This is a genomic window from Limosilactobacillus caecicola (assembly GCF_943192935.1).
Classification (GTDB): Bacteria; Bacillota; Bacilli; order Lactobacillales; family Lactobacillaceae; genus Limosilactobacillus; species Limosilactobacillus caecicola.
Genome location: NZ_CALPCI010000004.1, coordinates 50,920 through 63,755 on the forward strand (window position 1 = coordinate 50,920; position 12,836 = coordinate 63,755).

Sequence of the window (12,836 nt, forward strand, 5' to 3'; positions counted from 1 at the left end):
AAAACTTCCTTTCCTTACTCGCCCCACAAGAAGTTAACCAGGAGACGGTCCACCTGCTTATTTTCGTGAAGCTTACTGTGTTGTGCCATTTTGCCGTTAATCTGCTTTTCTTGGTAGGACTTTGCCCGCCCCGCAACGAGGTATTTGTACGCCTTGGCTGCGTTAACCGGGACCTGCCCATCAGAATGGGTGCCGTCTTGCAAGTCACCATAAATATTCAAAACCCGTGCCGTCTGCGGATAGTTATTCCGGAGGCCCAGCAGGCCCTTGTATTCTGGCATCATCTTGCTTGGTTCGCCCGTTTTGGCGTTGACCGTAATTCCCTTCGTTCCGGGTTCAGCGGTTAAACCATTGAAGTGCCCGGCAATGGCAACTTGGTGCTTCAAAGTCGGCATGGCTGGATTATTAGCATTGTTGAGAATATAGTAGGCAATTTGCATGTTACCCATTGAGTGCCCAACCAGGTTCATCGACTTGAAGTGGTACCGCTTTTGCATGGCGTCCACGACATCCTTAACGTAGTCACTACTTTGACTATAGGCCTTAGCAGCATCGCTTTCCCGACCAGTGACGCTCTTGCTATTGAGCAAATTAACTTCAATAATCGGGTTCTTGGCGTCCTTCTTGATGGTGCCGTGCCAGGTCACCTTGCCTGACTTAGCCACATCGGCACGAACCACCGTGCTGGTTATACCTTGGTCCTTGGCATAATTGACCATTTGACGTTCGGCCCGGTAGCTACTCCCCCATCCATGAACAAAGAGGGTGGGCGTCGTCGAGTTAACGTATTTCTTGGCCGCTTGCGCGCGGTGCAACGACCGCCAACCAAAACCGCCCAGGACGAGAACAATGATGACAATCACTGTCCAGAAGAGTCCCCGCTTTCTCATCAATCCTCACTTCCTTAAATTCCCAAGTTTCACCAATATTATAAACACCCAACAATGGAATTTGAAATACTTATCTTTGATCATTTAGCATGCAAAAATCGCATAACAAAAAGGACGTCAACCACGGCCATCGCTGACTGCTGTTGCGCCCCTTCAGGGTTAATTCTTCTGTTGTGCTTGACCGTGGAAATTAATTAACGAAATCACGAACGTCAAAATGGCTAAGGCGAGCCCCATGTAGTAATCCAGCCGACCACCAACGAAGGTCCGCATGGCCATCGACCCGGTCCCGTTGTTTTGGAAAATCGCCATCAACGAAGCCAAAAAAACGACCCCGGTCGCTCCAGCAAATTGTTGGATCACATTGAAAATCGAACTAACGTCGGCCGCGTTTTCCGGTGCCACATTGACCGTGGCGTTGGAAATTGTGTTAGAGAAGGAGAAGTTAAACCCACTCCGCAAGATGACAAAGAAGATTAACATCAACCACGGCGTCAATACCCGTTGGCAAATCACAAAGCCCAGCGTTCCGCAGATCAGCAAAACATTACCGAGCAATACTGGTAAGCGGAACCCGTAGCGGTCCGCTAAATGACCGGCGACCGGGGAAATGATTGCCCCACAAATGGCCCCGGGAAGCAGGACAATTCCGGAAATAAAGGCGGACGCGTGCAATGTATATTGAGCATAAATTGGAATGACTAGTGAAATTCCAATGTTAATGAATTGCAGGTTGAAATAATTCCAACCATCTAAGGCCACGGCTGGATGACGGAAAATCCCCAAGTCAAGGAGTTGGGTTTCCCCACTGACGTTCACCTTGACAAAGCAGGCAAACAGAATCAGTGACAGGATAAACAAGCCCCAGAAACGAATTGAAAAGCCGGTTTTGCCAATAACGGACAATGAGTAGACCCACATGATCATCGCGGCTGCCAACAGTAAGAAACTGACCGTACTGAACGGCTTGGTCTTGGTCAACGGTGAGTTAGTGATCAACCACTGACCCAACAACAAGCTGATCACCGCAACCGGTAGGATAATCCAAAAAATCATCCGCCATGACATGGTCGTTGAGACCAGCCCACCATATGTTGGCCCCAGCGCCGGGGCAAACGAAATGATCATCGCGGCAACTCCAGTCATCGAACCCAGTTTTTCCCGCGGCAACTGCGTAAAAATAATTTGAAACATCATCGGGGTGGCCAAGCCGGTTGCCCCCGCCTGGATAAAACGGCCCAGGAGCAAAATCGGGAAGTTCACCGACGTGGCACAAATGACGTCACCAATAATAAAGGCGGCTACCGCGATCAATTGGAGCTGTTTCAAAGGGACCCGCTTCAATAGGAACGAAGTCGTCCCCATGATGATCGTGACCATTAATAGGTAGCCGGCCGTGATCCACTGGGTCAGGTCTAGTGAGATGTGAAACTGTGCCGACAGCTCTGGGTAGGTCACATTCATCGCCGTCTCGGTCAGAATCCCGATGAAGCTGAGTAAGGCGACGGCAAAAATTGCTCCGTAACTGCGACCACTAACTTTTGGTTGTTCCTGCAAAATGATCCCTCCACAAAATAAAAAGCTACGGCAATTAGCTCTGCCATAGCTTTAAAATTCAATACCATTACTGTACCTTATCTTGGCGCAAAATGTAAAGATCTTTGGTAAAGTTTTTCAACAATCGTTTGACGGCTAACAATTGTTGAAACATAATGATTCTTTGAACTTTAAGGGAAGATCAAGAATGACAAAAGCAACCATCATGGACCTGGGCATGTTAGTCAAGCAAACCGAGATCCGGCTCAGTAAAGAAATGAACCGCTTTGCGAGTCAATATGATTTAACCGGTACCCAAATGTCGATTATCGACTTTTTGGGACGCCACTCTGACCAACAGGTGAGCCAAAAGGCAATTGAGAATGAATTGGGGATCCAACGATCAACCGCTACGATTATCTTGCAACGCATGGAAAAGCGGGCGTTGGTCAAGCGTACTCCAGATCCCCAGGACCGCCGCCACCGGACCGTCAAATTGACGACCACCGCCAAGCAGCTCTTTCCGATCGTCAAGCGACACATCGACCAGTAACAAGCTACTTTACAGGACAAATTCTCTGCAACGGAACTACAAACCACAATTAAAGTTTTACAAGAAATGGGGCGTGCACATGACAAACTCAACTAAAAAAATAATCAGTCAAACCAAAAAAGCTGGTTGCTCATCCGAGCAGCCAGCTTTTTAGTTAATCTTCTTGTTTCGCTTCATCAAGCGACTTCATAATCGAAGGATTCTTGGAATGGCAATCCTTCAACATCTGTAAGTCTTCCGCACTTAATTCCACAACATACTTGCTCATAATGATCCCTCGTTTTCACATGTAATTAACTATTAATATACCACAATTCCTGGTCGGTGACCGGGAGAAAACGGGTTAGATCAGATCATTCTTGGCAGCGACCGCAATGGCTTGCGCCCGGTTGTGAACATTCAGAAGTTGGTAAATCGCGGAGAGGTAATTTTTCACCGTCCGGGATGTAACGTGGAGTTGGTCCGCAATTTCGGCGTTCGTTTGGCCAGCGGCGATCATCCGCAGCAATGACCGCTGTTGATCGGTGAGCTTCACATCGCTCGACGGCCCGGTGCTTTGCATAGCGGTATCCAAGACATCATGACTAATCGCAATGTAGTCCGGATCTTTCAATACCTGTTCGACACTATCCGCAATTTTGAAGGGATCCTCATCCTTTAACAGGTAACCCCGAATTCCCTTTTGAATCACGCTTTTGGCAATTTGGACATCAATTTCTGTCGACAAAATCACGATATTCGTCTTGTCCAGGATTTGGTCAATCAAGGAGCCACCGTCCATCTTTGGCATTAGTAAATCGACAATGACCAGGTCCGGGGCCTTATCCATAGCAGAAATTTGCTCCAAGGCCTCTTCACCATTGGCGGCGACCGCCACGACCTCCAAATCAGCATAGCCGTCCAGCACCGTCTTTAAACCTTCACAAACAATCGGGTGGTCATCAACAATCATAATTGAATATTTCATTAACATTCACCATCCTTATCTACGTTAAATTCTGCAACTACTTGGACACCATCAACTAACGGATGAATTGCTAAGCTGCCCTGGTACTTTTCGGCGCGTTCCCGCATATTTTTAATCCCAAAATGATTTTTCAAAATCGTTTGCGGGTTAAAGCTGCTCCCCTGATTACGAATTTTCAAAGTCAGTCTGTCGTGGTCCCGACTGACGGCGACCCAGGCTTCACGAGTCGCTGCATGCTTGACAATGTTCATAAGGGCCTCGCTCACTACCTGGACGATATCATGCAGTTCTTGTTCTTTGATCAGCATATCATCTGCCAAATCGAGGTGTACCCGAAGACCATAGTTGGTTTCATAATCAGAAATAATTCGGCGGATCCCCTGCTTGAGTGACCGTTGCATGGTTGCCGCACTCGTTTGCCGATACTGGTTAATTAGCTTCCGGGATTCAGTAATGGTTGTTTTGGCCATGTGCTGCGTCTTATCGACAACTTTCAGCATTTCTGGGTACTGCTGGTGGTCAGCAAACCGCTTGATCATCGCTAATTGCATATTGATGCCAACGATATCTTGCACCAGCGTGTCATGAAGATCCCGGGCAATTTCCTGATGAACCTTTTGCGCCGTTAACCGGGCGATTTTACGGTTAGCCCGGCTCAATTTTAAATTCGTCTGCTTTAATTCTTCCGTCTGGCGCAACCGCCGGACAACCCCGAGGTAAGCCGTATAGCTAACGCCCGTCACGATGACGAACAATTCAATAATCAGCCAAAAGCTGTGCCAATGATCCCAGGTAATCAGCAACGGTGGAATTGTACAGAACACTGCCACAAACGGTGGTCGCCGAAGGTTGTTGATGATTACCAACTCTTGAACTAGGATTGCTGGAAACCAGGCAAGCATCAAAAGCAGCTCCCCAGGAATGGTTAGTAAGTGACCCATCCACAAGATGGCCGCGACTTGTATGGCAATTGGCAGCCAGCCCGGCAGCCATTGCAAAAGTACCGGTGTGAGATAAATCAAAGCACAGATCAGCAGAAAGGGGAGTCCCTTACCGTAAAAGTGATCATTGGAGCGCATCAGCGGGCTAAACACGATGGAATTGATCATGACAAACCAGCCAAGACAGATCCAGCGAATTGACCGTAACACCTTAATTTGAAATGGTAACCGCGCCACCCGCTGACTCATTTCACATTCATCCCGCTTCCCAAAATATTATTTAAGATTATTAAACCTACTTTTAAGCAGCTTGTAATTTCGCTTATCGTACAATCACCTTTAATTACGAAAAATGCCTGGGCGTAGCAGGAAGCATTCCACTATTCTCAGGCACTTTTGGGGGCCAGTTTTCAATCGTCATTAATGTTTCAAAATGTCATGCATGTTTTGTTCAGGAACGAAGGAGTTGGTACTCCAGCCACCATCGATGACTAAATCAGATCCCGTCATAAACTTACTTTCGTCAGAAGCCAAGTAGACGAAGGCATAACCAATATCATCAGGTTCACCCGCGTATGGTGGCAGGTTGACCCGACCCTTGTGGAGTTCGCCCATGGCTTCTTGGGAATGAATCCCAGAATCCTCCACCATTCCGGTAAAAATCGGTCCTGGGTTAACGTTGTTAACCCGGATATTGTATTTCGCATACCATTGAGCAGCATGACGGGTCATTGCGTCAACGGCACCTTTCGAAGCGCTGTACGAAACGCTGCCGGCGTCGGAATAACCACCCATCAAAGCGGCAACGGATGAAGTGTTGATGATTGAGCCTTTGCCCTTGCCATCATTGTTCTTCATCATGACCGGGATGACCGTCTTCATGCCTAACCAAACCCCTTTGGCATTAATGTTCATAATGAAGTCCCAGTCTGCTTCCGTCGTTTCTAACAAACTCTTTGTAACGTGACTCCCCGCGTTGTTCACTAGGGCATCAATCGTGCCATACTTAGCTACCGTGTCGTCAACAACCTGTTGCCAATTGGCAGCGTCAGCGACATCAAGCTTGGCCACGGTCACTTCCCCGCCGGCATCGCGGAATGGTTGAACCTCTTTTTCGAGTAATTCAACACGGTGGCCAGTCGTAGCGACCACCTTGGCCCCAGCCTGTGCCATTAGCTTGACTCCCGAGAGACCAATCCCCCGTGAAGCACCCGTAATCAGTACTACTTTACCTGATAACCGTCCCATATGCATTTCCTTTCTATTCATAAGATTCGCTTTTAGTATATCACTTTGTGAAAAAGATAACAATAATGAATTGACAGCCGTTTATCATTAGTTGGAAAACAGGGTTCCATACAAAGTAGCAAATGATAATGTGTTCACATAGTAACGAAATTTGTTTCGTAGTTACCTGGCGTTTCGTAAAATCTCGCGGGTTCCTTCACACATTTTGCACAAATCGATCGCAATTCAATTGCAATTGCCCCGTACAATAATGCCAATCATTTTTTATGGGAGGTGTGTTATGGCAGCAACCAAACGTCAATATCTATACGAAGTCGATTTGATGCGCTGTATTTTCATTTTCGGTGTCCTGGCAAACCACGTCACGTCCACTTTTACCGGGGCGGTTGATCCACACTCGTTTGCTTACCAATTTTTAGTGTCCACCCACTTGATGCTCCACTTCACGCGAATGGGGTTCATGTTTATTACCGGGTTAGTCCTCTTTTTGGGCTATTACCATAAACCCCGCGTTAATTTTGGCACCTTTTGGTACAAACGTTTTAAGGGAGCCGGCATTCCCTACGTCTTTTGGAACGGCTTCTTTATTTTACTGACCCTGATCCTGGTTACCCAGAATTTTTCGTGGAGCGGGTGGCTCAGCGAATGGGGCAGCGCCATCATCCATGGTGACCACTTCTACCTTTACTACATTCTCGTCACCATGCAACTGTACCTGATTTTTCCGCTCCTGCTCTGGCTTTTTAAGGCCACCGAGGATCATCACGGAACCGTGTTGGTGATTAGTGGCATCATCCAGTTTCTCTTCCTCATTTACGTGAAATACGTGTTCCCAAACGTTAGTCACGCGGGCTGGCCATACCTGATGCGGGCTTACGGGATCAATGTGTTGTCCTACCAATTCTATTTCATTGCGGGGGCCTTCGTCTCCATCCACTACCGGGCAACAACGCGGTGGATTCGCCAGCACCGGCGGGCAATCTACCTGAGTACCTTGATCCTTGGCCTCGGAACACTCGGGCTCTACTACTACAACACCCAATTGCTACATTTAGACCGTCACTACGCGAACCTTGTCCACCAGCCGTACATCATGATTTACGCCAGCCTGATGATTTTGTCGATCATCTCCCTGAGCCTGCAGTATGCGGCTAAACGCCATGAACCTCAGTGGCAACCATTTTCCCGTGCTGTTGGGTTGTCCGCCAAACTGTCCTTTGGAGTTTACCTAACCCAAACCGCAGCATTATCATTCCTGGCGGGAATCCTCAGCTTGCTAGCACCATTTGTTGCTAGTTGGGAATTACTTGTTCTCCTCCCCTTCGGCTACCTGTTTGTAATCAGTGGTTCCTGGCTGATCTCATACTTCTGTTACAAAGTTTATCCATTTGGGGTCCTCATCGGTCGTCCACAACCACGGCAGTCAATTCGAAAGAAGGAAATTCATTATGACCAAATTAACGAACGTCTTACAAACACATCTCCAGAAGAATAGTACCCGGCCCTTTGTCCGTGACATTTACCTCAACCAATGGTTTACCGGCCAAGATATCGAAGCCGACATCACCACCCTGCAAGGGTATTTTCAACAAATGGGCCTCGGTAACGGTGACGTCATCTTGATGTCCCTGCGTAATTCCAGTGCCTACCTCCCCATCAACCAAGCAATGTGGCGATGGGGGATTACCGCTCACCCCGTCGCCGCCAATAGTGCGAATAAGGAACTGGCGGCGGACTACCAGGAACACCAATATCCAGCCGTCATTTTAACGGCGGACAAAGTCACCGATTTGCAGAAGTTTCCCGAGCTTTCGTTTGAACTGGTGAAATTACGGACGTTCCCTGAGGGCCTGCTGATCGGTTACCAAACTCACCGCCAGACTAATCCCAACCACCAGCCAACCGAGGATAGCCTGGGTTGGATCCTCAATACTTCTGGAACCACCGGTAAGCCCAAGCAGGTTGGTTTAACCCACCAAATGATGTGGCAAGCGGCGATCTATGATGCAGAAAGCCACCAATTATCGGCACAGGATACCGTTTTAATTGTCATGCCGATGTTTCACATCAATGCCCAGGAATTGATCATCGTGTCCACCCTCTTCAGCGATGGTCGAATCGTAATCGCCCCGAAATTTAGCGCCAGCAGTTACTGGGACTGGATTAGCGACTATGACTGTACCTGGAGTTCCGTGGTCCCAACCATTGTCACCATCCTTTTGAAAAATCAGGAATCCCAAAAGCGGTTTAACCCCCGTCACCACCTCCGCTTTATCCGCTGTGCCTCAGCCATGTTGCCAGTCGAACGGCACCAGGAATTCATTGAACGTTTCCAAGTGCCAATCCTCGAAGGTTATGGGTTAACGGAAGCCTGCAGCCAATGCACTTTGAATCCACTAGACCAGATCCGGGTGGGATCCGTCGGGAAGCCTTACGGAACGCAAGTTCAAATATTTGCTGAAGGTACGTATACCACCACTGCCAACGTCACCGGGGAAATCGTCATCAAGGGGAACCACGTGATTACGGAATACCTAAACGCTGATGCCAAGGCCCAACGCGATTTCCACGATGGTTGGTTCCACACTGGTGACCTGGGCTACTTTGATCACGATGGTTACCTGTGGTTGAACGGCCGGCGAAAGAACATCATTAACCACGGGGGTGAAAAAATTAACCCCACCATGGTCGAAGGGACCTTGGGATCCCTCGACTTCATCAAGGACGTTGCCGTCGTCGGTACCCCTGATCAAATCTATGGGGAAAACGTTGCCGCTGCGATCATCTTGCAAGCGGGCGTTGACGGTTCCGCGGACCTCAAGAATTACATTCTTTCCTATGCCGAGAAAAAACTCGCTAAGTACCGGCGGCCGACCGAAATCTACTTTATCGACCAATTCCCACTAAATCCAACCGGGAAAGTCATTCGGCCCCAACTCGTGAAGCAGCTGACCGACTTAAAAATGGCCGAGTGAGGTGATGCTTAGTGAAAAATAACCATGTCCATCGTAAAATCTTTGTCTGGCTGCTCATTGGCGTGTGGATCATCATCGCCTACTTTGGCTGGCGTCAAGCAACCGGTGCTGGAACCAGTACCAAGACCATTACCATCGGTTACCAAGCTGGTGACGAATTCGACATTTCTAAGACCCGGGGCGCCTTTGCGAAAAAGATGAAGGCCAAGGGCTACACCGTGAAATTTAAAGAATTCCAAAATGGTTCCGCAGAAATGCAGGCCCTCGCCAACGGAAGTATTGATTACGCCCGGATTGGTGACACTCCTGGGATTACCGCTCTTGCTTCCGGGACGAAGCTGACCTACGTTGCTGCCGGGGCAAGCAAGGCTAACGGCTCAGGAATTCTGGTCAAGAAGGGCCAAGGAATCAATAGTATGAGTGACCTCAAAGGCAAGACGATTGCCTATACCAAGGGAACCAGCTCCGAATACATGCTCAGAAAAGCACTCCAGAAAGCCGGGCTTTCCACTAGCGATGTTACCCTGAAAAGTCTGGACCAAAGTGCGGCCGCCGTTGCCTTTGCCAAAGGCAAGGTTGATGCCTGGGCTAACTGGGATCCCGCCACTTCCCAAGCAGAAGTCACCGAAAACGCGAAGTTGCTGGTCAACGGGACTACCTTAGGGGTCAACAACCGGAGCTTTATCGTGGCACCGACGAAATTTGCTAAGCAAAACAAGGCCGTCACCAAGTTAGTGATTAAGTACAGCAACGCCGATATGCAATGGGCCAACAAACACAAGAGCAAGCTCGTGGCAATGATGCAAAAGAAACTCAAGCTGAAGAAGGCTGTCGTCGAAAAGATGGTCAACCGACGGACGTATAAGATGACCAGGATGACCAAGACCGCAGTCAAGGAACTACAGGACATCGCGAACTTGTTCTACCAAAGCAAGATCATTACCAAAAAAGTTCAGGTCAAAGACCACGTCCAGTACCTAAAATAGAGGTGTTAATTATGGATCAAGAAATTAGTCTCAACATCAACCAAGAAACAACCACCACTAACAACGTCACCCACCAGCATTCCAAAAGAAAACTCGACCGCCTGTTGCCGTGGCTAATTCCCGTCAGCCTGGTGATTCTGTGGCAAGTAGCCGTGAGCACCAAGTTGATCGACTCGTCCTTTGTTCCGGCCCCATCCGCAGTGATTGCTCAAGGAGTCAGCCTTTGGCAAAGCGGGGAATTGCAGAAAAACATCTGTATCTCACTGTTTCGGGCATCCGTTGGTTTCGTAATTGGGGGCGGTAGTGGACTGGTCCTTGGGTTAGTGAACGGGCTTTCCAAAACCGCCCGCGCCACCCTCGACAGTACCGTCCAGATGTTGAGAAACATTCCCCACTTAGCCTTGATTCCCGTCATGATCCTGGTGCTCGGGATTGGTGAATCCGCTAAGATCAGTCTGGTCGCCATCGGCTGTCTGTTCCCGATGTACATCAATACCTACCACGGGATTACCTCCGTCGACCACGGCTTGATCGAAATGGGCAAGTCCTACGGGTTAAGCTCTTGGGCCTTACTACGCAAAATCATTTTACCGAGTGCCCTCCCGTCCATTTTGATGGGGGTCCGGTATGCCCTGGGAGTAATGTGGACAACCCTGATCGTGGCCGAAACGGTCTCTGCTGATTCTGGGATCGGCTATATGTCAACCAACGCCCAACAGTTTATGAACATGAAAACCATTTTTCTCTGCATTACCATCTACGCCCTCTTAGGGAAGCTTTCAGATGTCATCGCCAAGACATTTGAACAAATCTACCTCGACTGGCGCAACTAATTGGAGGTCCTCATCATGCTCAAATACTTAACCGTGAACAACGTTTCAAAAGTTTACCAAGCCAAAACTGCCCTGCACGACGCCAACTTGGAAGTCGACCGGGGATCGTTCGTCGCCATCGTCGGCATGAGTGGGAGTGGTAAAACCACCCTCTTGCGAATGATTGCGGGACTCGAACAACCCACCACTGGTGAAATCCGGCAAAACGACCGTCAAGTGACCTCGATCAATCCCCAAGCCCGTTGTATGTTCCAAGATGACCGACTGCTCCCGTGGATGACGGTCAGTGAAAACCTGACCTTTGGGGCTAAGGATAAGGAGCAACGTGCCCGGGCCCAACGACTATTAGAAACCATGGAACTCATGGAATTTAGTAACTACTACCCAACCAAGTTGTCTGGTGGGCAACGCCAACGGGTCGCCTTGGCCCGGGCCCTGATGGATAATCCAGAACTGCTCCTGTTGGACGAACCATTGGGCGCCTTGGACGCCCTGACCCGTCTGCGGATGCAGGACCTGATTTTAAAAATCACCAATGAGCAAAAAATCACGACCATGCTGGTGACCCACGACGTCTCTGAGGCCGTGCGGATGGCCAACCGCATTATCGTTGTCAAAAATTCGCAGATCCTCCGCCAACTCGACAATCCCTACCAAGGGGTGGACAACGAAAATGGCAAGTTACGCCGCCTCGAATTGGTCGATGAGGTGTTGGACATTATTTATCATGGATAAGTTCCTCGTATATAGTACAAAAACTAGTTAAAAGTTCCCCGTATATAGGGAACTTTTAACTGATTTTCTCCCTGTATGGAGGGAACAACAAGCCCCCGCAGCTAGATTTTGTCTAACTGCGGGGGTTCGTTTCATATTTGAGTTATCTATTTAATGATTTGCTTCCGAGATTGGACGTAATTCACTGACATAGCCGTTTACTTCCGACTTCTTACTTGAGTTGTTATAGTAGTCAGTTTTAAGCTGCTTTAAGCTAATGGTCGACGTTTCGTAGTGACCCTCTGCCACCGATTCGCCGGCATCAGACGTCCATTGCTTAATCGTAACATTCGTGCCATCGCTCGTGTAGAAGATGTAGCTTTCAGGATCACCATTGGCCGTGATGTAACTATAACCACCAACATCCTTGTCACTACCCGGTTCTTCGGTTCCGTAATACATTTCGCCGCTACTTAACCATTTCTTCATCCAATCCGGGTCCTTTAGTAAACCGACCATAATCCCAATCGTCTGGTCACTGACCGTCCCACTCTTGGTTGACTTGGTCGAACTCTTGCTTGAAGAACTAGAAGTCGTGCTTGAATCACTGCCATTCGCAATCTTTTCGAAGTTGCTTTCGACATCCGCATTCTGCGTTTGGGTCCAGTTTGGTGTCCCGTTAGTGCTTTGTTCCACTAATGCCACTGGTTGGTTATTATGAAAGGCAAATGCGTAGGTGATGTGCGTAGCCGCATTGCCCGGCCGATCGTAATTATACAAGGCCACGACGTTGTAATCGTAGGAACCTTTCCCGGTTGGCGCCCACCCAATTGAAGAGTTAGAACCATTTACGGTCGTTTGGCTCAAGTCGCTTGGGTACTTCATCCCCGCCTTGGTTGTCAGGTCATTTTTACCATCATACTTCGTGTACGATTGGCCCATCGTCGGTGCCCACTTGTTCATAAAATCAGTTAGTTCCTGATCCTTCGTCGAATTCCATAATTGTGACGATTTTTTATTCGTTGACGTCGCAGACTTTGTGGTACTCTGGCCACTCGTTGCAGAGCTTGATTGTGTACTATGATTCGTCGCGGAACTCTGTCCACAACCGCTTAACAAAATTGCGCCAGCCGCTAGGACTCCCAAGACCGATAATCTATTTAACTTCATCCGTTTATTTGCCTCCCTTTATT

12 protein-coding genes are annotated in these 12,836 nt (G+C 48.6%); 6 read left to right on the forward strand and 6 right to left on the reverse strand.

Annotated elements, in window-relative coordinates; all coding sequences use genetic code 11:
- Positions 1–14: 14 nt before the first annotated feature.
- Positions 15–890: an alpha/beta hydrolase gene (locus NFR43_RS06610; protein ID WP_251547661.1), complete on the reverse strand. Its 876-nt coding sequence runs from the start codon at positions 888–890 to the stop codon at positions 15–17.
- 159 nt (positions 891–1,049) lie between these two features.
- Complete coding sequence (locus NFR43_RS06615) at positions 1,050–2,450, reverse strand: MFS transporter (RefSeq protein WP_407658145.1); 1,401 nt, start codon at positions 2,448–2,450, stop codon at positions 1,050–1,052.
- A gap of 184 nt (positions 2,451–2,634) precedes the next feature.
- Here NFR43_RS06615 and NFR43_RS06620 point away from each other — a divergent pair, with 184 nt between their 5' ends.
- A complete protein-coding gene (locus NFR43_RS06620; RefSeq protein WP_251547663.1) occupies positions 2,635–2,979 on the forward strand; it encodes a MarR family winged helix-turn-helix transcriptional regulator in 345 nt (114 codons plus the stop codon).
- A 343-nt stretch (positions 2,980–3,322) separates the two neighbouring features.
- On the opposite strand, the gene NFR43_RS06625 is transcribed toward NFR43_RS06620, so the two are convergent.
- The 3 genes from NFR43_RS06625 to NFR43_RS06635 form a co-directional block, all read right to left on the reverse strand.
- Positions 3,323–3,946 (reverse strand): response regulator transcription factor, encoded by a 624-nt coding sequence (locus NFR43_RS06625; RefSeq protein ID WP_251547664.1) that lies wholly within the window; start codon positions 3,944–3,946, stop codon positions 3,323–3,325.
- Positions 3,946–5,136, reverse strand: coding sequence for a sensor histidine kinase (locus tag NFR43_RS06630; RefSeq protein ID WP_251547665.1), 1,191 nt, complete (start codon positions 5,134–5,136; stop codon positions 3,946–3,948). The genes NFR43_RS06625 and NFR43_RS06630 overlap by 1 nt, the downstream gene beginning before the upstream one ends.
- 171 nt (positions 5,137–5,307) lie before the next feature.
- Positions 5,308–6,135 (reverse strand): SDR family NAD(P)-dependent oxidoreductase, encoded by an 828-nt coding sequence (locus NFR43_RS06635; protein WP_251547667.1) that lies wholly within the window; start codon positions 6,133–6,135, stop codon positions 5,308–5,310.
- Positions 6,136–6,415: 280 nt separating this feature from the next.
- Between NFR43_RS06635 and NFR43_RS06640 the strand changes: the two genes are divergently transcribed.
- Genes NFR43_RS06640 through NFR43_RS06660 form a run of 5 tightly spaced genes read left to right on the forward strand, consistent with a single transcriptional unit; the run spans position 6,416 to position 11,664 of the window.
- A complete protein-coding gene (locus NFR43_RS06640) occupies positions 6,416–7,630 on the forward strand; it encodes an acyltransferase (RefSeq protein WP_251547669.1) in 1,215 nt (404 codons plus the stop codon).
- Positions 7,584–9,110, forward strand: coding sequence for an AMP-binding protein (locus tag NFR43_RS06645; RefSeq protein ID WP_251547671.1), 1,527 nt, complete (start codon positions 7,584–7,586; stop codon positions 9,108–9,110). Before NFR43_RS06640 ends, NFR43_RS06645 begins: the two co-directional genes overlap by 47 nt.
- Before the next feature lie 11 nt (positions 9,111–9,121).
- Positions 9,122–10,096, forward strand: a complete 975-nt coding sequence (locus tag NFR43_RS06650) for an aliphatic sulfonate ABC transporter substrate-binding protein (RefSeq protein WP_251547673.1) — start codon at positions 9,122–9,124, stop codon at positions 10,094–10,096.
- A gap of 11 nt (positions 10,097–10,107) precedes the next feature.
- Positions 10,108–10,929, forward strand: coding sequence for an ABC transporter permease subunit (locus NFR43_RS06655; protein ID WP_251547674.1), 822 nt, complete (start codon positions 10,108–10,110; stop codon positions 10,927–10,929).
- A 15-nt stretch (positions 10,930–10,944) separates the two neighbouring features.
- Positions 10,945–11,664, forward strand: coding sequence for an ABC transporter ATP-binding protein (locus NFR43_RS06660; protein WP_251547676.1), 720 nt, complete (start codon positions 10,945–10,947; stop codon positions 11,662–11,664).
- 150 nt (positions 11,665–11,814) lie between these two features.
- Here NFR43_RS06660 and NFR43_RS06665 read toward each other — a convergent pair whose 3' ends face one another.
- Complete coding sequence (locus NFR43_RS06665; RefSeq protein WP_251547678.1) at positions 11,815–12,813, reverse strand: Lreu_0056 family protein; 999 nt, start codon at positions 12,811–12,813, stop codon at positions 11,815–11,817.
- Positions 12,814–12,836 lie beyond the last annotated feature (23 nt).